A 21,441-nucleotide genomic window follows, 5' to 3' on the forward strand; every position below is an offset into this window, starting at 1 on the left:
TACATCGAATGGTCTCCCTAACCCTAACTTTATACCTGTGTAAATGTTCACCCCTCCCATATCATAACAGAATAAATAGAACATTGGGAGAATAGAAAAGTCGAAAGCATTGCTGCAGCCAAATAAGAATGATTCATTCTTATTTAGTAAGAGTTAGATTAGAATTCTATCATTTGTTGTGTGATGTTTAGCGTCGTTACTTTTCATAATCTATGGAAGGTCAATTAAAAAAATATATGTTATGGTACATACATCTATTTATCAGGAAGTGGTGAGCATAATCGGCGCAGAGGTTAGTATTACAGGTGTGTTAGTGGCAATGGCCATTACTATTATTTTGATATTCCGGAGTATTAACCCTCCGTATGCCATGATGGCAGGTGCTATTGCTGGGGGGCTCGTAGGCGGGCTCAGTTTAGCGGCTACCCTGGAATTCATGATCGGCGGGGCTCAGTTATTGACCCCGGCTGTACTACGGATTCTGGCAGCCGGAGTGTTAGTTGGCGTTTTAATCGAATCAGGCGCGGCCAACGTCATTGCTAATACCATTGTGTCAAAAATGGGAGAGACAAGGGCATTATTAGCGATTACAGTATCCGCGTTGGTATTAACCGCAGTAGGGGTGTTCATCGCAGCAGCAGTGATTACGGTCGCACCGATCGCATTGATGATCGCCAAACGGACCGGAGTTTCCAGGTTAAGTGTGTTAATCGCTGTCGTATGCGGGGCCAGGGCAGGAAATGTGATGTCGCCCAACCCTAATACCATTGCAGCGGCTGAAAGCTTTTCCATACCATTAACGAGCGTCATGTTCGCTGGAATCGGCCCAGCCATCATTGGCGCAGGATGTACTTATTTTATAGCGAAAAAATTGAATAATAAGGGATCTAAGGTCACTAAAATCAGGATGGAAAAGACAGATGAGATCAATCAACCTTCTTTTTTGGCAGCCATTTCAGGGCCTTTGTTTGCGATTTTCATCCTATCTTTACAGCCATTATTAGATATTGAAGTGGACTCATTAATTGCATTGCCAGCAGGGGGATTTTTCGGTGCCATTATCATGAGGAAAACAACGGATTTAAAATCTTTCATGACGAGCGGACTTCAAAAAATGTCTGGAATATCCATTTTAATACTGGCTACAGGTACCTTAGCTGGCATTATCGTGAATTCCTCACTCAGCCGTATGATTATGAGCGGTTTAAATGCATTTGATTTGCCCATCTCTTTCATCGCACCTCTATCAGGTTCGTTTATGGCACTCGCCACAGCTTCAGCCACGTCTTCTGCAGCGATTTCCAGTAATGTGTTTGGAGAAATATTGTTAGAAAATGGCGTCAGTGCTTTAGCCGCTGCCACGATGATTAATGCGGGAGCTGTTGCTTTTGACCATTTGCCACACGGTCCGCTTTTTCACATTTCACGGGATAGTCTGTTCATGGAAATGAAAGAACGATTGAAAGCCCTGCCTTATGAAACGTTGATAGGATTGGTCATTGTGATTGTTTCTACAATTATTTATGCAGGTTTGCTGTAAAAGCAGGGACGGTTCAGGTGCTTACTGGAATTCATACGTATAAAAGAGCGCTTCAGTCACGAAGCGCTCTTTGTTATGGTACATCTTTAAAAATTTAAGGTGATGCGTTACCACGTTTCAAATTTTAAAACGTTTACATAACCCGAAGGAAAAAGGAAAGTATCGCTTCTTGCTTAATATACTGGAAGGAGATGTTATAAAAATCAGAGGAGGTTATTCGTGGACGCATTCTTACTGATTTTAATGTCGTTGGCGTTAGCGGGAACGATCGTCTTTTTTGTTTTTGCCTTTGTAAAAGAAAAGAATCACAGGCGCGGGAACTTTCTAAAAGCAGGTGGATGTCTGTATGCCTGTTTCGTCCTCACTATGATTTTAGGATCTGAGGATGGTGCTTTTCTAACTTTCTTACTAATTTTAATGGTAACAGCCTTAGCAGGAATAGTCGTCTTTTTTATATTAGCCTTCGTGAAAGGAAAGGGATACAGGCTGCGAAACTTTCTGATATCAGGTGGCTGCTTTCTGGCCTTATTAGTGTCTGCCCTTATTGTGGGAGCGATGAGCGAGGATGCCACGGTTATGGAAGACGCTGAAGCTAATGCTTCTGTAGAAGAACAAGAAGCTGAAGAAATGGCGAAACAGGAAGAGGAAGATAAAGAGCACGAGACTAGAGAACAAGTGGAAAAAGAGCAGGAAGCTAAGGAACAAGCGCAGAAAGAAGAGGAAGAACGAGAAGCAAGAGAACAAGCCCAGAAAGAGCAGGAAGAACGAGAAGCTAAAGAACAAGCGCAGAAGGAGCAGGAAGAACGGGAAGCTAAAGAAAAGGCACAAAAAGAACAGGAAGCCAAAGAGGCTGAGGAACAGAAGAAGAAAGAAGAAGAACGTAAGGCTAAAGAGGAAGAAGAAAGGAAAGCGAAGGAAGAGGCAGAGCGTAAAGCTAAAGAAGACAGCGTAACAGTTTCTCAAAAACAGGCGGTTGCTATGGCTGAGCATTACATTAATTTCATGGCATTCTCGAAGTCAGGGTTGATCGATCAATTGGAGTTCGAGGGATTCAGCACGGAGGATGCTACTTATGGTGTAGAAAATATTTCGGTGGATTGGCAGGAACAGGCAGTCATCAAGGCACAGGAATATCTTGATTTTATGGCGTTCTCAAGACAGGGTTTGATTGATCAGTTGGTTTTCGAAGGGTTCAGCAAAGAACATGCAGCTTACGCTGCCAGTCAAATGGGGTTGTAATCGGAAGATAAAAGGCTGTGAGATAATATAGGTGAATAAATGAGGACTTATGAAAGTGACTGCAGCCACTACGCTAAAATATTAACGCTGGTGGTAACTTACAGTGCAGATAAAGCGGAAACTGGTCATATAGACCCGAATTTCACTCGACTAATATATCATGATGGTGCCTGGCCCCTACTGTGCTAAAGTATTAACGTAGTGGGAGTCAGGCACTTTTTATGGACTCAATGATGTTAGAGGAAGCAGGATTGATTTATAAATTAATGCCTTACGTAAACTACGTAACTCTTCTTTTATGCGACATGCCAGACGAGAAAGGCGTAGCAGCACTTAGGATTAACGAGATTGCGAAATGTAGTAGGGTTATCACGTCAGAAAACCTTAAAGCCTAAAACTGGCTAGGAAACGCAGGGGTGTGGCGTATGAGAGCCATCATTTAATAATCGGATTCGAGACCTCGTTAGCTGCAACAACGCTTATGGGGTGGTAAAAATGAATAGAAAAGTCTTATTAATTGTGGTGATGGTTGATTTGCTAGTCCTTTTGGGGATTAGCTCTGGCGTGTTTGGAATAGAAATTGTACTTAACTTTAGTGATTTCACATCTTTTTCCAACGCGGTCCTAAGGTTAGGTAGATTTTTTAAAGTAGGAAACCCAATGAGTTCATGCTTATTTAAGAGAGTAAAGACATAAAATGTGATTAAGTTTAGAGTTGCTTTGTAACGATAAACCAAATTACACATTATAGTTTATTTTACTTTGGCTAGCTTATCTATTTTCTTTTTTAATCTAGTTGCTCTCCAGTTCCAACCACAGTCCACATCTATAAGCCTGTTAGCAAAAATACCAAGATACTTTTTCCTTTTTCCTTTAGCCACTTTGTCAATATTCTTTATGTATATTTTTTCTTCTTTTTTTCCTTGAGAAATAATTATTACTTTTTGCGAATCATCCCTTTTAACTTTGATTGGTCGCCAGATAGAAAATTTAAGTTTTCTTAGGCATTCTCCTCCATATTTCCATCCAACAATTTCATGAGTGTGTTCATCATATAAATGTTGAACACAACCTTCAAAAAGCATATCTTCAAGTAAATCTTTAATAAATTCTTCATCATATTTGAAACCCCATCTGTTAAATTTGAATAATGGGAAGGTCATTCTGACATGTTGAGTAATTGCTTTTGTGGACGGGTAGACTACCGGCATTTCATAGTCACTACCTGGATGTTGTTTTGTTGGCATATAGTGTGTACTGCCTTTTTTCCTATATCCACTACACGTCAATAGAAATGATGTAATTATACCTTTTATTTCATCCCTATCAACTAAGCGATAATTAAGGTATCTATATAATAACATTGCAGTAATAAAGCCAAATAGACCTACAATTACACCATTCAAGGCTTTTAAAGATACCCAGAGAAGCCCGGTCAAGACTTTTAACAAGAGCCATAAAAGCCCATTGATTATTAAGTCGAAGATTTGATTAAGAGAAATGTTAATTTCATTCATTTAAGTACTCCTTTTATAAATTCGTTCACATTCCTGTATTTTCCATGCGGTGAGAAGACATACAACAAAATAAATTATGTATTAATGGTAGGTGGGAGATTGTATTTACAATCTTATATTAGTCCCTGCCACCATGAGGCACACGATTTTGAGTCCTGCTTGAAAACACAAGTACCTTAATATAAAGAAAAATCCTATTCACCGTCTAAATTCAACATATAATGCAGGGAATATTCAAATTATTACTGAATTATGGAAAGGGGGAGGCTTGCATAATGAAAAGAAAAGAAATAGAGAAAATAATAATCTTAGTTATCCCACCTAATTCTTTTATGTATTATTTTACCATAGATGGTACGGAAAATAGACCAGTGTGCCACGTATAAAAGAGCGCTTCAGTCACGAAGCGCTCTTTGCTTATAACTATCCGTCTGGGACAACCTCTTCCGAACATTTTCGTTCAACGCATCCATCTCTTCAATAAACTGTTCACTGGAAGCAATGATTCTCTCCGACGACTGCTCCGTCGTTTTCAACGCTTCAAAAACGTTATCAAAAGACTCCTGTAAAGCTTCCATACTAATCGCTGGATTCTCCATCATCTCGGTCGTCTCTTCCGCGTTCTCCTTTAAATTCCTGGAGTTCGAAAGCAGCATCTCCTCGGTCGCTTTATTGACGCCGTTCACCGTATCAATCACTTTCCGCTGATTATTCAAAGCGAGCTGAATCGAGGCAGAAACGGTAATGATATTTTTCGTCAGCGTAACCGCATTGCGGATCGATTCCTTCAGCTTTTCATTGTTTTTCTTGATGATGTCTACGGAAGAAATACTCTGATGCAGCACACTTTTCATCTGCGTCATGTTTCTCGTCCGCGTAATGATTTTCTCTTTTCCTTCGGTAAGCAGCGCCAAGTCGTATTCGCCTGTCGCTTCTTTTTCTTTCAAAAGCTCGAACAGCTTCTTCCCGAGATAGATCTGCTTGTCCAGGTCATAAATACGCTTCTGGGCGTTTTCTTTGATGAGCTGTAATTCGACGCTATCTTCTTCGAGGCGGTCTTTCCCTGCAAGCAGGCTCCTAACAACCATATCAATCTTCGAATCGACCGTTTCATACTTCTTCATGTAGCGGTCGATGGGCTGTTTTTTGCTTAGTTTATAGAAGAACTTCTGCACGCCGTTGCCTTCGGTTCGCTTCGGATCAAGGTCCGATACGATCGTTTCAAGTTCTCTCAGCGAATCGGGGATGTCGTTGTTGCCTTTGGTCATAAGGTCGTTGACCGGGCGCTTCAATGTTTCCATCGTCTCACCGGCGACGCGCTGTTCTTTTTCTCCGAGGTCTCCGAGTTCTCTCATCACGTCAGATAGGGAATCGTCCCTGGATGTATCGAACCTTCCCGCATAGGCTTCGGCTTCTTCGTTCAGGCGGTCGATATCTTCTTTATCAATAAGCGTCATCGCTTCTCTAAGGTCTTGTTGGTTCATTTCAGCTTCTCTATCTTTATAGGGAGAATGTTTACTCATGTCCATACCTCCTGTATGTCATTCGTTGGTTTTATGAAAAAAAACGGCCGTTTACTTTCGCGAAAGGAAGTTTTCGTCTTCCTTATTATATTTGGAAGCAATGATTCCTTTGCTTCTGGCAAAGTTCTGCGCATGACTTTCTTCTTCTTTTCGCTCCAGTGTCTCAATAAACTTCTGCAAATCGTACATCGTCTCTACCAGTTCATGTTTCCGGTTTTCCTTGTTTTCGTCGGACAATCGTTGGAACGATGCGATGAAGTCAGGGACGTCTTTCTCCATCATCGTCTCAAGGGCGTATTGTTCTTCGATGTCGAGCTCTTCCATCCGTCTGAACTGTTTCTCTGTCCGTTCCTTCAAAGACGTCCACTCCTGTTGGAGGTCAGGATGGTTCTCGAGAAATGGGAAGTCCCAGTCTTCGAAAATCGGTTCCTCAGGATGTTCAAACGTTGTACTTTCTCCGGATACTTCCATGTGCTCGACATAGGTATTTGCATGTTTGTACAGTACCTCTGAAAAATCTCTCAGCGTGCCTCCGAGTCCTTTTTTCCTCGTGAATTCTTCTTTCAGAAAAGTAGGGAGGAAGGCTTTTTCTTCTTCGATCCATTCAAAGCGGCCGAGCAGCATTTTCGGCGGTTTGCCGTAAAACTCGAGGGTTCCCCTGAATGTGTTGGACTTCGGAATAACGGCGGAGAATAAAACACCGTTCCAAAATCCATCCATAATATATCTCTTTTTCATCTCTACCAGTTCTTCTATATCCAGATCGAAATAAACAGGGCGTTTTCCTTTAATCACCTGCTTCATATCTCTCATCGTTTGAAAATCGATGTAGCGCTGATATTCGGAGGTATGTGGCATGAATGTTCTTTCCAAATTCTCAAGCATAAAAGAGTTGAGGTTTTCCATGCTTCGTCAGCCCCTTTTCCGTCTTTCCTTTTTCCACGACTAAATGAATCTATAATACTTCAAGAATACCACAAAATGGGGGTTGAGACTAAGATATGCCTACGTCACCTATCATTGAAAAGGAGGAGTCGGAGTCATCGTCTGTGGGAAATCTATCTTCCATTTACTATGAATATACGTACTTGCGAGCTTAAATGTTTCACAATTTTACATATTACTCTTCACAGTTTGAGTGGGAGTATTTATCCATATTTTTTCCTTTGTAGGGAATTAGGGCCAAAAGAGAAGGACACTTGCTGTTGAAGAAAGAAGGAATATAAGGAGGAATTTCAAGGTGAAAAAGATATTAATCGTCATAGCAACGATCCTATCCGTTTTATTCGTTACCAGCGCCTGCACGAATTCGGATCAAAGCTCTTTGGAACAAGAGGGAGATTCAAGTAAGGGAAACGAAGCCAAAACCTCTTCAGATGAGAATCGTGAAAGAGTGCGGGAGTTTCTCGAACACGAATTTAACGGCCCGAGTGAAAAAACGGAAGAAATATATAGGGAGGGGACGACTGAAGAGCTCCGGAATTATGTAGAGGAGACGTACAAACCTTACTTTAATGAAAAAGGATACGAAGACATAACACAATTACAAAAAGCTTCGATGTATATCAGGGAAGCAAGTAGGAGCGGTTATGAATTGAACGCAACAGACATTAACATTGACAAAGATGAAGAAAATAATGCTTACGCTTTTGAGGTCGATGTGGAATACAGGAAAGATGGCGAAACAAATGCTACAACCGTAAAAGGGAGAATCAATTTGGATGAGGATGGGAAGTTCAGTTTCCTCAGATATTCAGATTGAGGCGGATTGATTGAGTGTATGTGAGTTTCTTTAAGCATCATGTTTGAAGTCCTCCTAAAAGCAGGACCACGATACTTACCAAAGCTGGACACCTAAACATTTGGTTAAGTATATTAAAATTTGAACTCTTGTCCAATGAATTATGATAGGTTGGTCATACAAGGGTTCCTATTAAAATGGAAGCAGATAGAGTTCGGTATCACAAGTGGTGGACAGGAGGGGTTGAAGTGACGAGGATTTTGCTTCATTTGGAAGGAGCATTCGTATTCCTGGCAAGTTTATATTTTTACCAGCAGAATGATTTCAGCTGGCTCGCCTTCGTGTTCCTTTTATTGATCTTCGACATTTCCATGCTCGGATACATTGTCAATGAAAGAGTCGGGGCGGTTGTCTATAACCTTTCCCATAGTTATGTTCTACCGTTATTGTTCATCGTGGCTGCTTTAGTTGCCTCCCTGGATTGGCTCCTGATGATCAGCTTGATCTGGATGGCGCATAACGCGATGGACAGGATGCTCGGGTATGGGTTGAAATATCCGACCGGTTTCAAGGACACTCATCTTCAAAGAATCTAGGAGGGTAAATCAATGGTCGATGCTTTTCTCGTAGGATGTACGGAGAAGTTCCATGAAATTTTCGGTGAGAATATAACAGGCGTGTATCTGCATGGTTCGCTTGTATTAGGCGGGTTCGTGCCTGCGAAAAGTGATGTCGATTTGATTGTCGTGACGGAAAAACCGATGTCCCGTATGGATGCCGTCCAGCTGACCGATTTTCTGCTAGAACAGTCGGGCTCTCCTTATCCGATCGAAATCTCTGTATTGAACCGCGACCAGCTTGAGGAATGGCAGCACCCGTGTCCATTTGATTACCACTACAGCGAGGCCTGGAGGAATCGTTTTCTCTCAGGCGGATCTACCTTTTTAGACAGGGGAGCACGGAAAGACGCAGACTTGGCCGCCCATCTGACCATCATCCATCACCAAGGGTGTGTGCTGTTCGGAAAACCGGTCGATGAAGTATTCCCTCCAGTTCCGAAGCAGGACTATTTGGATTCGATTCTGAGCGACTATGAGGATTGTCTGGAAAACGTCGAGGTGGAACCGGTTTATAGTGTGTTGAACATCCTCCGGGTCTATTATTATTTGGAGGACGAACGCATCTACTCGAAGGATGAGGCCGGCCAGTGGGCATTGAGTTCTCCTTTTTCAAAAACCGTGGTGAAAGTATTGAAGCGGAGGCGGGGGGATGATGTTTCGATCTCAGATGAAGAACTCTCATCTTTCAAACGATATTATCATGAGAAAATAGAGGCTTCCCTTCAAGAGAAGAATGTGAGGGTGAAAGGCTCTGTTAAAGTTGGGGATTGACCGTTGAATGGGAGATCAACATAAACAGGGGAGGAATGGAAGAGCAAACGATATCCTTAAAACCACTCACTCACTGGAAAAGCTTCGTATACGTAAGCTTATGTGAATACGATCCCTATACAAGAAAGATATCTTCCTGTAATAGCTCAAAAACGGACTATCATCCTCCCTCTAATTCATGTATAGTAGATAAGGCACTCTTTGGCTTCTTAAGCAAAGGATTAATTATTATTAGAGGTGAAATAGATGGACTATAATCAAATTACACAGAAAATAGAAGATATTGGCGGAAACTATATCACGATCTCTTACTTGCAGGCGACCGAGGAAGATGACTCGTTATATGACGTTTTCGTGAATGTATGGCCCAATAAAAGTATGAAGAAAAACTTCGAAACGATCGTCGTTAAAACTGATATTACGATGGAAAAGGCTGAGAATATTTCTAAACGTCTGCACACATCTTTGGGGCGTGTTTATGGAGATGTTCATTACACGGGACTCGAAGCTTAATATCTTAGGAAAAAAGCATGGATGGGGTCCATGCTTTTATTTTTTGGCTCTGTTAAAGTTTGTTGTTGATCATCTGCACCAAGGGGCTTTATCACATCCAGAACATCAATAACTACCACCGAAGGCTGAAAGCGTGGATGCAGCGTTTTAATGGTGGAGCAACGAAGGATCTCAATCATTACCTAACCTGGTTTCAGGTGTTAGAGAGATTATCCATCATCAGGGAAATGAAGTGACGATGAATGGTAAAAGGGAATATATTTCCAAGTGTCGAGACCTATGATACCCTTAGATTATCTAAATTTACTGTATAAAGGTTATTTCTTTATTCAAGTATCTGAACATATTCTTTAAAAAAGGAAAAATTATGAGGAGTGTCTCGATGGGATTTTATTATTTATTCCTACTCGTTATCGGAATTGTACTAATTATAATTGGAGCACTTAAAAAGGATGTGCCTCGTTCAGTTAAAATAGTAATTTTTCTATTTGTCATTGGTATTGGGTTTATAGTAATGTCGTTAGCATTATTATTGCTTCCCGGTAGCTCTGACGTTATTGCTGAACTTTTGAAATGGGATGAATAAGTTTTAATTTTGCTGAAAGTCCTATAAAACCAAACAGAACTTCCAACTTTGCGGAAGTTCTGTTTTTTTAGATAAATATCAACATTAAACTTAACAGAGCCTATTTTTTATAAAAATTACTTCATGGATTCTACCGGAGTCAAATAAAAAAGAGAGAAAAGCATCGATGCTTTTCTCTCTGGTAATTGGTTGAAATACATTAAGAAATCGAAAAACTCTGTTCTTCCTTAACTCCTTCAGTCTCTGTAAACTCATCAAGCAGAGCACGGACTTCATCGGTCGATTCTGTGTTCATCAGCTGGTTCCTTAGCTCACCGGCTCCACGGAAACCGCGCACGTAAATCTTGAAGAAGCGGCGGAGCGGTTTGAAGAGACGTGGCTCAAGTTCTGCGGAATACTTATCATGCAGATCAAGCTGTAGACGCAGAAGGTCGAGCAATTCTTCACTCGTATGCTCTTTTTTCTCTGTTTCGAAGCAGAACGGGTTGTGGAAGACCCCACGTCCAATCATGACTCCGTCTACGCCGTACTTCTCCACGAGTTCAAGCCCTTTTTGACGGTCGGGGATGTCTCCGTTGATCGTCAGAAGCGTATCTGGTGCTATCTCGTCACGGAGCTTCTTGATCTCCGGGATCAGCTCCCAGTGCGCATCGACATTACTCATTTCCTTCTTCGTACGAAGGTGGATGGAAAGGTTGACGATATCCTGTTCCAGTAGGTGCTTGAGCCACGTGCGCCATTCGTCCACTTCGGTATAACCGAGACGGGTCTTTACGCTGACAGGCAGTCCTCCAGCTTTCGAAGCTTGGATGATCTCTGCGGCGATATCAGGGCGGCGGATCAGACCGCAGCCTTTTCCTTTTGTCGCGACGTTTGGAGCCGGGCAGCCCATGTTGATATCGATTCCTTTGTAGCCCATTTCGGCCATCCCGATACTCATCTGACGGAAGTATTCGGGTTTATCTCCCCAAATGTGGGCGACGATCGGCTGTTCATCTTCTGTGAACGTCAGGCGCCCACGGACACTGTCTTTTCCTTTTGGATGGCAGTAGCTTTCCGTATTCGTGAACTCTGTGAAAAACACGTCAGGTCTCGCCGCTTCACTCACGACATGTCGGAACACGACATCCGTCACGGCTTCCATCGGTGCCAGGACAAAAAACGGTTTTGGCAGCTCGTGCCAGAAATTTTCTTTCATATATATCTGAACCCTTTCTTTATAAGAATGATCATAGTTGATGTTGTGGTTTTTGATGTTTCTTCTATATCCATTACCATTTAGGCAGGATTTGAACCATTATATACTTTAATGGTATATAGCGAAAAGTGCAAGGGGATAAGGCTTTCTTCTATGGATAGAGGTGATAATGAAGCTCAAATCGTGCTTGGCGTCAATCCAACGGCTGAAATAACGGATATCTCCATTAGAGTGATGTTTAAGTTATTCATCTATTGTACACGACTGATTATCTGATTGTAGTTTGTATACGAACGCTCCAGGTAATAGACTCCTATGGAACAGTAAATGGAGGGTTCTTATGAATGATACCATTATGTCAGTCATCATTATTTTATTGGTTGTTGCAGGTTGGGGAGCGATCATTCTCAGGGACTTTGATATTGCCAAGGGGAAAATGAAGGGGAATTGGGTCCACCTCATTGCTGCTGTAGGGTTTGCGTTCTTACTTATTTGGATAGCGACTAGTTTTTAATACGAATAAGAAGGTGAGTTCCTCTGTAAAACTATACTTGCTATTAAAGAATCGAAATAGCTTCTATATATGGATAACACTCTCACATAGCCAACAAAAAAGCCAGTACTCCTACAAAGGAGACTGGCTCATTTTTATATCTCATCTAGCACATCATTCAACTGCACACGCTGCTCTTCCATCTCTTCGAGCGCATGATTGATATTCCGCTCATGAAGTTGCAAAATCAGCTGTCCATACGTGTCACCAGGTACAGCCCATCGGCCGTTCAAGCGGGTCCACGTCGGGGCGATGCCGCGGGTGACGAGGTCGAAGCGCGGATCGACTTTTTCAAATCCTGCTGGGATCGGATCTTTTGATGCGTAGGCGTAAAGGTGCTGGATGTGGGCGTGCACGCCTTCTTCTGGTGTGTCAAAAGAAGCTCCTCGTACGCCGCCACCGGTCGCGCCGATGCCTGCGTAGTTGTTCTGATCCGCTCTCACATCTCCGGTGAAGCGGAAGTAGTTGGTTTCATTAAGTGCCTGGGCGAAAGCGACATCGCCGCGGATGCCGTATGCTTCTCCATATTTCAAATAGAAGCGTCCGAGGTCCGGAGCGTCCGGGTTGACGGTTTTGGCGTAAGCGTTGAGCTGGCAGGCTGTTAAATACATATCTCCGAGTATCTTGTAACCGCCGTCGTCGACGGGTGGTTCCGGCTCTGGCTCCGGTTCTGGCTCTGGCTCGCTCGGTGGTGTCGACCCGCCGCCGATGATGAAGGCACCGGTGATGCCGATGGCTTCTAGGCGTTCGACTTGAGCCTCGGCGTTTTCCCTGTCCGAGTACGCTCCTGTCTGGACGCGATAATAGGTCACACCGTCGATCTCCGCCTGGACAATGAAGCCGTCGATGCCTTCCTGGGCAAGGAATGCGATTCTTTGTTCAGCATTCTCGCGGCTTCGGAAGGATCCGGCGATGACGCGGAACAAGCCGTCTCCAGGTTCTTCCGGTTCTGGTTCTGGAGGAGCAGGGGCATCTTCACCGCGAATGATGAAGGCATCTGTAATTCCGATGCGCTTCAGACGCTCCACCTGTTCTTTCGCGTTTTCTTCATTAGAAAAAGCGCCTGTTTGCACACGGTAGTACGTCGTGCCTGAAATCGTCGTTGGTACGACAAAGCCAGGGAACCCTTGGCCGGCGAGCGACTCGATGCGCTGTTCGGCATTCTCTCTGTTGCGGAAGGATCCTGCGATGACCCTGTACAAAGTGTCATTCCCAGGTGGTGTCGGGGCAGGGGTTGGCATTTTCGGAAGGTTAAGAGCATCCGCGATGCCTTCTGCGATACCGCGGCTCACATCATTGATAAAAGCGGAATTTCTGAGAAGGGCGAGGTCGCCCGGGTTGTCGACGAACAGCACTTCGACGAGCAGGGAACTCATATCCGTTTCTCTTGTGACAAAAAGGTTGGCCCTTTTTTTTCCACGGTCGCGCACATTGTATCCTCTGATCGCACGATATGTGGTATCGTGGATGATATTTTGATACGTGCGCGTATTCGGGTTCAACGGACCGTTATAAATATACGTTTCGAAGCCGCTTCCTCCAGCGGCATTGTTGTGGATCGATAGGAAAAAGTCGGCGTTTTCCCGGTTGGCAAGACTTGTACGAGCACCAAGGGATAACGTAACGTCTGTCGTTCGGGTCATGAGAATTCTCACTTGGTAATTTTGTGAAAGGATGCGTTGGACATTCATAGCAATCGACAAATTGAAGGTCTTCTCCTGGTATCCGCGATAAGTCGCGCCCGGATCAGACCCTCCGTGACCAGCATCTATGACAACAGTTTTCATAGTAGTCAGTCTCCTTTCTAGACTTCCCAGTATTATATGAATATACCAGACTAAAGGTATAGTCAGATATAAGGTGAACGAAGCATTTTTTTCTTTGATATAAAACTTTGGTCCCGTATGAACCCTATCCGATTGTCCTTTTCATTTATTAATGGAAGAAAAAATCATGTATAATAGATTCAGATAAAGAAAAGCAGGAGGGGGACATATGGATCCACTGGATATCTTAGGCAACTTACATAAAATCAGACCGGTCTTCCAGCCGATCGTCAGCGCGATCAATCAAGACGTCATCGGCCACGAAGTTCTGGCGCGATACGAAGAGGATGGGAAATGGCATAGTTTGGGTCCCTTTTTCCTCGACCCCGACGTTCCGGAAGAATTCAAAGTCGAAGTCGATCAGCATGTACTAAGGCTTGCGGTCGAACAAATCTTAGAAAAAGGGACCGACGGGCTGTTGTTCATCAACCGTAATGCGAAGCAGCTGATGATCAATGACGGGGATGACCTGTTGCAATCGCTGCTTGATTATGAACAAAAAGGGTTGGACATGGGTCGGGTCGTCATCGAAGTCACGGAGCATGATTTTGATGAAGAATTCGAGACGTTGAACCATCTGCTTCTCTATTATAAAACATATGGCATCCAAATTGCTGTCGACCACGTCGGAGCGAAAAGCTCGAACATCGACCGCATCCGCCAGCTGGAGCCACATATCCTGAAAATCGATTCGAGGATCATCCGCCAGCAGAACGGCGACACATTCCATGACATCATGTTCTCGATGTCGATGCTCGCTCACCGGATCGGTGCGGCGCTCCTTTTTGAAAACATAGAAGATGATTATCAGCTCTATTTCGCATGGAAACACGGCAGCCGCTACTACCAGGGATTCTATCTCGGGTATCCCGCCTTCCAACCGGTCGACCGCGAGTCACTGGCTCTGAATATCGGGGAGAAGATGTCCGGCTACGTCCAACGGGAAAAGAGCCTGTTGCAGCAACGTCATGATTTTATCAATGCGTGGGAGAAAAAGGTGAAGGATCTCTTGCCGAAGTGGGAAGGTCCGAAGAAGGCGGATGTTTTCATTGAAGGGGTGACGAAGGAATTCAATGAGGAGAGCTTCCGGATGTTCGTTTGTCATATGGACGGGCAGCAAGTGTCCTCCAACTTCAGAAAAAAGACAGACGTTTGGGAACTGGAGCCGCACAAGCGTGGATCGAACTGGGCGTTCCGTCCGTACTTCTTAGAGAACGTGATGCAGATGAAAGCGCTCAATACGGGTTTGCTTTCCGGCCTTTATTCGGATATCGAAACAAAGGAAATGGTGAGGACCTTCAGCTTTCCGTTGACGGATCAACACTTCCTTTTCATTGATTTGAGGTATGCGTATATCTATGAGCACGAGTGTCTGCTCGCCTGATGCAAACGGGGGTCCCAATCATGATGACAACCACGCCGTTTGATACGTTCCTGTAGAGAGCAGTTTCCTTGAGCCTCCTTACGGGATCGTGTCAAATCTCGAGGAACAGGACGTGGAACCATGAAAAAAAAGAACCGATGATGACCGCCATCACAGGGAGCGCATCATACGGAAGCACCTGGACTTCTTGCTGAATGTGAGACAGTATGTAGGAAATGACCCCACGCACCCGTGGCTGAAACACCCAGGATAATTCGCGAAAGCGCACTGGAAAGGGTCGTTTCGTTATGAAAAGAAACATAAAATCAAAAGCGCACCGGAAAAGTCGCGGTTGGCGATGATGTTTATCGAGATGGAACATTATGATGAGGACTGGTGCTGAAAGAGGGGGAGCGGGTTGAACCTTTTTATAAAGGAAATGACCAAAGAATATGCGGCCGAATCTCTTCGGTGGATGTACGAGCCGCCTTATGATTTTTACAATGTGGAACTGTCTGAAGAGACGCTTGCCGAACGGTTGGACGGAAGTTATCATTCCGTGCTGGATGAGAAGGGAGCGCTCATCGGCTTCTTTTGCACGGGAGAGAGTGCGAAAGTCCCAGCCGGTGAAAAGGATGGCGTCTATGATGAAGCAGCTATCGACATGGGTCTCGGTATGCATCCTTCGCTTACGGGGCAGGGGAACGGGAATCTTTTTGGAAAAACGGTCCTCGCCGAAATCGAGAAGGAACATGAAGGTATGCCGGTCCGACTTTCGGTAGCCACCTTCAATAAGCGGGCCATCCGTCTTTATGAGAACATGGGTTTTGACAAACGAGCTTCTTTTCAAACGGATGTGTGTCCTTTCATTACGATGATGAAAGAATAATGTAAAGTCCGGGACGGTTGTTCCGGGCTTTTTTCGTACTCTAGTACTCTAATAGTCTAAAACATTAAAATTGCCAGACATCTTTCTACTGGGTATAATGATGAATATAAAGAGATAGGTATTATGGATTATGATACGGGAGAGGGCTGGTAGAGTGTTACATAGTATAAAAAACGTTGACGTGAGGAAAGACTTAATGTTCGAGGCAGCTGAAAGGAATCTGGCCATGATTCAATTCGGGACCGATCGGAGAGTCTCTTATGTGAATGACATCTTCTCGTCCACGATGCAGTTCAGATCGACGGATGACATGATCGGCTTGCATCATCAGAACTTTTGTTTCGATGATTTTGCTAGAAGCAGGGATTATGATACGTTCTGGAATGACCTGCTTAGCGGTCGCAGCTATCAGGATAAAATCGAACGCAAGGATGCGAAAGGCAATCGTGTCTGGCTTGAAGCGACTTACATGCCTGTCTACGATGGCGCTGAAATCGTCGGTGTCATGAAAGTCGCGACAGATATTACGAAGCGTCAAAGTGAAATCACTGAAGTGGTGGAAAGTTTGAAGGAGATGTCCTTTACTTTAAATACGAGGGCCGAAGATGGGGTCCGCCAACACGAAGAACTGAATGACAAAATCAATGAAATCGCTATCAAATCCAAAGGAAACACGGATATTCTCATAGATTTACGAAAACAGACCGAAGACATCCAGGGGGTCGTGAAGACGATCCGGGATATTGCCGCCCAGACGAACCTTCTATCCTTGAATGCAGCCATTGAAGCAGCAAGGGCAGGAGAACATGGCCGCGGTTTCGATGTCGTCGCAAAAGAAGTTCGCAAGCTTTCGACGAAGGTGGAAGAATCCATCGGTGAGGTCCGTGAAAACATCGATAATATCACAAAAGAGATTTCCAATATCACATCAGGAACCGAGCAGATCAGAAAAGATGTGGAAAGCGGCCAAGTACAGATCAACGAAGCTTCTGCGGGCTACAAGGAAATCGTAGGGGCGGCGGAATCGTTAAAGAAAGAGGCGGAGGCCTTGTCCGGGATCATTTGAACATTGGAAAGTTTCGAATGTAGGAGGAGGGGTATTTTTACCGTAGGGTAAATATATCCGGGTCTAAATGACCAGAAGAAGGATGTTTACTCGTAACCCTTCGGAAAGGTCGTCATTCTATGAAATCGAATTATTTAAGGTGGATGCTCGTCATCTATATCGTTCTCGGGGTCCTCATGGGCATCGGATTTTCTCTTGTCCTCGACCAGTTCATCCCGATTCCAGCGCATCTGTTTTCTTTCTTTATGATCGCTTCGGTCTTTGCGGGGTCGCTGTTAGGGTTGATCAACTATTTGGTTTATTTTCACTTTACAAAAGTGTTCATCCTTCACGTGAATCAAGTATTGAATTCCGTTCGAAACGGGGACTTGTCAGCAAGGACACAGTTTCGTTCCGGCGGCATCATAGGAGAATTGAACCGGAACATCAACAAGACGCTGGTCAATCTGGAGCGCTCCCAGAACACCATCCTCCATGATGATCTGACACGGATCCCGAACAGGCAGGCTTTACAGCAGCGCTTCCTCAATGGGGAGGAGAGCGGTCCTTGTGCCCTGTTGTTCATTGATGTGAATGAATTCAAAAAGATCAATGATACATACGGACATGTGCTGGGGGATGAGATGCTCATATCCATCGCAGCCGTTTTGCAAGAAGCGGTGAAAGGGAGCGCGGAAGTGTACAGGCTGAGCGGCGATGAATTTGTCATCCTACAAAAAATGGAGGGCTGGGGAAGGGCGAATGAATTGTGTGCCTGCATTCATCACGCTTTCCAGGAACCGTTCCATCTGGACGGACACCACATCCCTGTCAGCATCAGCATCGGCGTCTGTGAGTTCGAGTTTGGGCATAAGGACTTTGTCAGCATTTTGGATGAAGCGGACCAGGAGATGTATAAAGCGAAGAACAGGCGTAAAGTACGGCTGCAAACGTAAGTGGGTGAAACCACTCTTAAGAGGATAAAAGGAAGCCGCTTGGACCAGGTAGGTCCGAGCGGCTTTAAGGTTTTTTATCACAGTGAGATCGTCGCTCCGATCGATTTATTTTACGATGAAATTCAAGTCTCCAACGCCCATTTCCGCATCGATATGAATTTGGTTTTTACTGGAATTATACGCTTCGTTCTCCCACGAATCTCCCGTTTTCGTGAGGCCCTCCGTACTGATATCCCCGATGCCTTTCTCTGCTGTGATTTTTACACCCGTTTCTTTAGGGAGATACACGGTACTTTCCCCAACGCCTGTTTCGATTTTTGCATCAAAGCTTTCTTCATAATCGCCGGATAGATCGACGGTCAATTCACCAACTCCAGCCTCGATGGAAAGGTTCTGCAATTTCGCTACGGTCAGGTCCAGGGTGGACTCCGCTGCCCCCGTTTGGATGGAAAGATCCACAGGGACACTTTTACTTATGAGAACGTCCCACTCGCTCTTTTGATTGTTGATGAATTTCCTTTTGTGTTTCGTTTGGGATAGCCTGATGGTGCCGTCTTGATAAGAAAGCTCTGGAGTCAAATGGTTTTCAGGATAAATGAACGAACCTTCCAGCCAGTCTTCCGATCCTGTACCTAATGAAAGTTCTCCGACACCCATATCGATTTCCACTTTCAGTTTTTCTGCTTTGTCCTGTTGGACCCGCTGCGTCTCTTCCACCTGTTCCCCAGCATGAACGAAGGAACATCCGGCCAGGGTCATCAAAGCACTAGCGCCAACCAAGGTTTTGTATAGTTTCTTCATCATCACCGCTCCTTTTTTTGCATCTAAAACCAGTATAGAATTCTTCCGCGTATTTGCTCAGCGACTGTGGGTGTATCTTTCATAGGTCTCGAGATATATTTTTATTCCATAAGTTCTCGGAAGGGCGTTCTACTCTTTTGAATAGGGAATAGATTGGAAAAGAAGGAGGAGATGTTGTGAAAGTCGTTGCCTTAAAAGATGTGATTGGGACGAGTCAGGATGTCGATGGAGGGACGTGGAACAGCCGCCGTCTCATCGTCAAAAAGGACGGGATGGGCTATTCGGTCCATGACACGATCATCCGCGCAGGTACGGAAACGCACATTTGGTACAAGCACCATTTGGAGTCGGTCTATTGTATCGAAGGCGAGGGCGAAGTCGTCACTCTCAAAGATCAAAAGACATGGCCGATCGAGCAGGGCGTCCTCTATGCGCTTGATGAACATGATGAGCATTTGTTGCGGGCGAAAACGGATATGCGGATGATCTGCGTGTTCAATCCACCGATCAGCGGGGATGAAGTTCATGATGAAGACGGTGTGTATCCTGCCGATGAATCGTAACCTTTCCTAGTCCAGGAAGGGTTATTTTTTTCCATAAAAACGGAAAATTCTGTTACAATAGGACCGGTGGAGCGTAAAGGGAGGAAAAGGATGTACAAGTTATGGGACAGAGTAAGTGTCACTTTTTTAGCCGCTGGATTTTTCGCCCTCATCCTACCACTGTTTACGGATTTTCCTTTTCGATGGGAGCTGTTATGGATTTGCTCCGTGCCAGCCGTTGCGGTTATGAGAGTGAAAGACATTCAAAATGGAAAGAAAGTCGAACCGATTCTTGCTATTGTTTTTAGTGTATTTATTTTCGGGATCTCTCTATACAGTTTACTATGGATTAGTTTTTAGAAACGTTGTTGATCGGTCTACCCTAAAAAGGGCTACTTTTCCATAAAGTCGGAAAATCTGCTTCCATTAGACCGATGAATCCAAGGGAGGGGGATGAATTTGAACAAGACTTGGAGATGGTTGGGACATATTCTCTTTGGAGCTGCCGTTCTCATTTTTCTTTTCATGCTGTTCACAGATCTCCCATTTCGGACCGAATGGGGATGGATTTTCCTGGCCCCTTCCGTCGTCATTACGAGAGTTGGGGATATGTGTGAGACAGGAAAGAAAGTAGAGCCGCTGATCACGATTACTCTTTGTATCCTCATTTTTAGTCTCTCATTATACGGTTTATTATTCATCTGACTACATATTGCGAGGGGTTCGTATGGAAGAAGCTTTAAAAAATGAAAGCGTGGATCAAAAGAAAATTAGAAATAAAGCCCGTAAATCGGTTTGGCATCTATTCCTGATTATGGCCTTATGTATCGGGTTAGGGCAGATTTTTTTCGATGAAGTTCCAGGTCTCTTTTATTTGGGCGCCGTCGTGTTTTATGGATTTTTCCTTTATGAAACTTATATGAGCAGGAAAACCAACGAGGAATTGTGGCGGATTTGGGATGAACGCTGGAAAGACCGGCGCACCCTTTTCCAATTGCGTTCATCCATAACTAATTCTCTGGACATTTTGCTGCCGGCAATCCTGGGTGCTAACGCCTCATGGATCATGGGCGCCATTTTCTTAGTGGTTGGCCTTGCTACAGGGTTCCGGGACGGGAAGAAGAAATGGGAAGCGAAAGAGTACTATTATGAGGAATACATAGAAAAAAGGAGCATGGCGGCATGAAAGCATTAAAGATTTTTAACGTTTTCTACGGTGCCGCTGCTCTCATCTGGCTGACGGTCAGTTTATTTTATGAAGGGTTCAATCCTTCTGTAAAAATCAATGCGGTGATCATTGGTGGTCTCTTTTTATTGCTTGGAATCGATGATTGGATGGATGGTCGAAAGAAGTATGCGGCTTATTATTTCTTTCTTGTCGTCGTTTCCATAATAGCCGTGATGGTATAAAAATAGAGCCATTGTGCTGGCTCTATTTGTGATGATAAGTTAAGTCGATCATCAACGCTGTACATAATAATAGAATGGCTTGTTCTTCCGTCCACTCGTGGCCTCTTATATGGTAGAGGTCTTCGGAAAGCCAGGCTTCTTTCGTTGTCGGAGCAGGAATCGACCTCTTCTGGATCGTAGCGATTTGTCTCTCACCTGATTTCACTTCAAAGTCACACGCCATGTTTTTCCCATTTACTTCTAACAGTGTTTCTCCCGAATATTCGGCTATGATTTTTTGTGAAACGCTCCCTTTGAAGCGAAGGTGGTATATGGAGTCAGCCGTTTGAATGGAGACGTCGCTCGAGATGCCTTTTTTGCGATAAATATGAGCGAGGACCTCCTGTCGATCGGATAACAGCTTGATATGTAAACTGGTCATTTGTTTAAGGTTAAACAATTTCAAGGCATGGTTCAGCCAATGGCTAGAGGTAGAGGAATCCTCCTCAAATGTCGAGACTCTCTGATTCTCGCTATTTGAAATGCTGTATTGGGTGCTCTGGTGGGTCATGATGGTTTCGGTTTGCAGTGTGTAGTAAGTAGAATGATGTAACATAATTGTCTCGCTTTCTGTATAGGATTTCCTATACAATACGAATGATCTGGTCTCATGGTTTCATTCAATTTAAAATAAGTGAGTCGCGCGCAAGAAGTCTAGAACGCGCGCAGGAAGCTCGGAACGCGCGCAAGAAGTCTAGAACGCGTGTAAGGAAGCCCGAGTCACGCGCAGGATACTAGAAAAACGTCCATGAAATAAGAACCGCGTGCA

The 21,441-nt window shown here is 44.3% G+C and carries 25 protein-coding genes and 1 pseudogene; 19 read left to right on the top strand and 7 right to left on the bottom strand.

Translation table 11 applies throughout. The annotated features are described in order from the left end of the window. Window positions 1-280 precede the first annotated feature (280 nt). Together GLV98_RS02370 and GLV98_RS20330 are read left to right on the top strand one after the other, a co-directional pair. On the top strand, window positions 281-1,540 hold the full coding sequence (locus GLV98_RS02370) for an SLC13 family permease (RefSeq protein WP_160912923.1): 1,260 nt from the start codon (window positions 281-283) through the stop codon (window positions 1,538-1,540). 219 nt (window positions 1,541-1,759) lie between these two features. Further along, window positions 1,760-2,779 carry an Ltp family lipoprotein gene (locus tag GLV98_RS20330; RefSeq protein WP_337193700.1) on the top strand — a complete coding sequence of 340 codons (1,020 nt, stop codon included), beginning with the start codon at window positions 1,760-1,762 and terminating at the stop codon, window positions 2,777-2,779. A gap of 752 nt (window positions 2,780-3,531) precedes the next feature. Here GLV98_RS20330 and GLV98_RS02380 read toward each other — a convergent pair. The 3 genes from GLV98_RS02380 to GLV98_RS02390 all read right to left on the bottom strand — a co-directional run bounded on the left by GLV98_RS02380 (window position 3,532) and on the right by GLV98_RS02390 (window position 6,725). Beyond that, window positions 3,532-4,296 (bottom strand): hypothetical protein, encoded by a 765-nt coding sequence (locus GLV98_RS02380; protein ID WP_160911740.1) that lies wholly within the window; start codon window positions 4,294-4,296, stop codon window positions 3,532-3,534. A 395-nt stretch (window positions 4,297-4,691) separates the two neighbouring features. Beyond that, a complete protein-coding gene (locus tag GLV98_RS02385) occupies window positions 4,692-5,819 on the bottom strand; it encodes a toxic anion resistance protein (protein ID WP_160911742.1) in 1,128 nt (375 codons plus the stop codon). A 51-nt stretch (window positions 5,820-5,870) separates the two neighbouring features. After that, window positions 5,871-6,725: a hypothetical protein gene (locus GLV98_RS02390; protein WP_160911744.1), complete on the bottom strand. Its 855-nt coding sequence runs from the start codon at window positions 6,723-6,725 to the stop codon at window positions 5,871-5,873. Between the two features lie 334 nt (window positions 6,726-7,059). Between GLV98_RS02390 and GLV98_RS02395 the strand changes: the two genes are divergently transcribed. From GLV98_RS02395 to GLV98_RS02420, 6 genes and pseudogenes are all read left to right on the top strand, one after another. Continuing rightward, the gene (locus tag GLV98_RS02395; protein ID WP_160911747.1) at window positions 7,060-7,581 is read left to right on the top strand and encodes a hypothetical protein; all 522 of its coding nucleotides are present in this window, start codon (window positions 7,060-7,062) and stop codon (window positions 7,579-7,581) included. 227 nt (window positions 7,582-7,808) lie between these two features. Then, entirely contained in the window at window positions 7,809-8,156 is a 348-nt protein-coding gene (locus GLV98_RS02400; RefSeq protein WP_160911749.1) for a DUF4260 family protein, read from the top strand. A 12-nt stretch (window positions 8,157-8,168) separates the two neighbouring features. Beyond that, window positions 8,169-8,951 carry an aminoglycoside adenylyltransferase domain-containing protein gene (locus GLV98_RS02405; protein ID WP_160911751.1) on the top strand — a complete coding sequence of 261 codons (783 nt, stop codon included), beginning with the start codon at window positions 8,169-8,171 and terminating at the stop codon, window positions 8,949-8,951. Window positions 8,952-9,197: 246 nt separating this feature from the next. Further along, entirely contained in the window at window positions 9,198-9,464 is a 267-nt protein-coding gene (locus tag GLV98_RS02410) for a hypothetical protein (RefSeq protein ID WP_160911753.1), read from the top strand. A 77-nt stretch (window positions 9,465-9,541) separates the two neighbouring features. Then, window positions 9,542-9,778 (top strand): annotated as a pseudogene (locus GLV98_RS02415) (IS1595 family transposase); the annotation flags it as partial. A gap of 68 nt (window positions 9,779-9,846) precedes the next feature. Beyond that, the gene (locus GLV98_RS02420; RefSeq protein WP_160911755.1) at window positions 9,847-10,050 is read left to right on the top strand and encodes a hypothetical protein; all 204 of its coding nucleotides are present in this window, start codon (window positions 9,847-9,849) and stop codon (window positions 10,048-10,050) included. 199 nt (window positions 10,051-10,249) lie between these two features. Here the strand turns inward: GLV98_RS02420 and GLV98_RS02425 are convergent, their stop codons facing one another. After that, on the bottom strand, window positions 10,250-11,248 hold the full coding sequence (locus GLV98_RS02425) for a tRNA dihydrouridine synthase (protein ID WP_160911757.1): 999 nt from the start codon (window positions 11,246-11,248) through the stop codon (window positions 10,250-10,252). 153 nt (window positions 11,249-11,401) lie between these two features. Here GLV98_RS02425 and GLV98_RS20215 point away from each other — a divergent pair, with 153 nt between their 5' ends. Continuing rightward, window positions 11,402-11,524 carry a hypothetical protein gene (locus GLV98_RS20215; protein WP_272917268.1) on the top strand — a complete coding sequence of 41 codons (123 nt, stop codon included), beginning with the start codon at window positions 11,402-11,404 and terminating at the stop codon, window positions 11,522-11,524. 64 nt (window positions 11,525-11,588) lie between these two features. After that, a complete protein-coding gene (locus tag GLV98_RS02430) occupies window positions 11,589-11,762 on the top strand; it encodes a hypothetical protein (protein ID WP_160911759.1) in 174 nt (57 codons plus the stop codon). Window positions 11,763-11,896: 134 nt separating this feature from the next. On the opposite strand, the gene GLV98_RS02435 is transcribed toward GLV98_RS02430, so the two are convergent. Next, complete coding sequence (locus GLV98_RS02435) at window positions 11,897-13,588, bottom strand: N-acetylmuramoyl-L-alanine amidase (RefSeq protein ID WP_160911761.1); 1,692 nt, start codon at window positions 13,586-13,588, stop codon at window positions 11,897-11,899. A 208-nt stretch (window positions 13,589-13,796) separates the two neighbouring features. Here GLV98_RS02435 and GLV98_RS02440 point away from each other — a divergent pair, with 208 nt between their 5' ends. From GLV98_RS02440 to GLV98_RS02455, 4 genes are all read left to right on the top strand, one after another. Beyond that, complete coding sequence (locus GLV98_RS02440) at window positions 13,797-15,011, top strand: EAL domain-containing protein (protein WP_160911763.1); 1,215 nt, start codon at window positions 13,797-13,799, stop codon at window positions 15,009-15,011. 397 nt (window positions 15,012-15,408) lie between these two features. After that, a complete protein-coding gene (locus GLV98_RS02445; RefSeq protein WP_272917269.1) occupies window positions 15,409-15,879 on the top strand; it encodes a GNAT family N-acetyltransferase in 471 nt (156 codons plus the stop codon). A gap of 154 nt (window positions 15,880-16,033) precedes the next feature. After that, window positions 16,034-16,945 carry a methyl-accepting chemotaxis protein gene (locus GLV98_RS02450; RefSeq protein WP_337193701.1) on the top strand — a complete coding sequence of 304 codons (912 nt, stop codon included), beginning with the start codon at window positions 16,034-16,036 and terminating at the stop codon, window positions 16,943-16,945. Between the two features lie 119 nt (window positions 16,946-17,064). Next, window positions 17,065-17,880, top strand: coding sequence for a GGDEF domain-containing protein (locus tag GLV98_RS02455; RefSeq protein ID WP_160911768.1), 816 nt, complete (start codon window positions 17,065-17,067; stop codon window positions 17,878-17,880). A gap of 105 nt (window positions 17,881-17,985) precedes the next feature. Here the strand turns inward: GLV98_RS02455 and GLV98_RS02460 are convergent, their stop codons facing one another. Beyond that, window positions 17,986-18,681, bottom strand: a complete 696-nt coding sequence (locus tag GLV98_RS02460; protein ID WP_160911770.1) for a toast rack family protein — start codon at window positions 18,679-18,681, stop codon at window positions 17,986-17,988. Window positions 18,682-18,857: 176 nt separating this feature from the next. Between GLV98_RS02460 and GLV98_RS02465 the strand changes: the two genes are divergently transcribed. From GLV98_RS02465 to GLV98_RS02485, 5 genes are all read left to right on the top strand, one after another. Further along, window positions 18,858-19,244, top strand: coding sequence for an ectoine synthase (locus tag GLV98_RS02465; protein WP_160911772.1), 387 nt, complete (start codon window positions 18,858-18,860; stop codon window positions 19,242-19,244). A gap of 90 nt (window positions 19,245-19,334) precedes the next feature. Continuing rightward, complete coding sequence (locus tag GLV98_RS02470; protein ID WP_160911774.1) at window positions 19,335-19,583, top strand: hypothetical protein; 249 nt, start codon at window positions 19,335-19,337, stop codon at window positions 19,581-19,583. A 99-nt stretch (window positions 19,584-19,682) separates the two neighbouring features. Further along, window positions 19,683-19,928 (top strand): hypothetical protein, encoded by a 246-nt coding sequence (locus GLV98_RS02475; RefSeq protein WP_160911776.1) that lies wholly within the window; start codon window positions 19,683-19,685, stop codon window positions 19,926-19,928. 22 nt (window positions 19,929-19,950) lie between these two features. Further along, window positions 19,951-20,409: a hypothetical protein gene (locus tag GLV98_RS02480; protein WP_160911778.1), complete on the top strand. Its 459-nt coding sequence runs from the start codon at window positions 19,951-19,953 to the stop codon at window positions 20,407-20,409. After that, on the top strand, window positions 20,406-20,633 hold the full coding sequence (locus GLV98_RS02485; RefSeq protein ID WP_160911780.1) for a hypothetical protein: 228 nt from the start codon (window positions 20,406-20,408) through the stop codon (window positions 20,631-20,633). The genes GLV98_RS02480 and GLV98_RS02485 overlap by 4 nt, the downstream gene beginning before the upstream one ends. 22 nt (window positions 20,634-20,655) lie before the next feature. Here the strand turns inward: GLV98_RS02485 and GLV98_RS02490 are convergent, their stop codons facing one another. Then, window positions 20,656-21,228, bottom strand: a complete 573-nt coding sequence (locus GLV98_RS02490) for a hypothetical protein (protein WP_160911782.1) — start codon at window positions 21,226-21,228, stop codon at window positions 20,656-20,658. Window positions 21,229-21,441 lie beyond the last annotated feature (213 nt).

It is taken from the genome of Halobacillus litoralis, assembly GCF_009856415.1.
GTDB classification, from domain to species: Bacteria; Bacillota; Bacilli; order Bacillales; family Halobacillaceae; genus Halobacillus; species Halobacillus litoralis_C.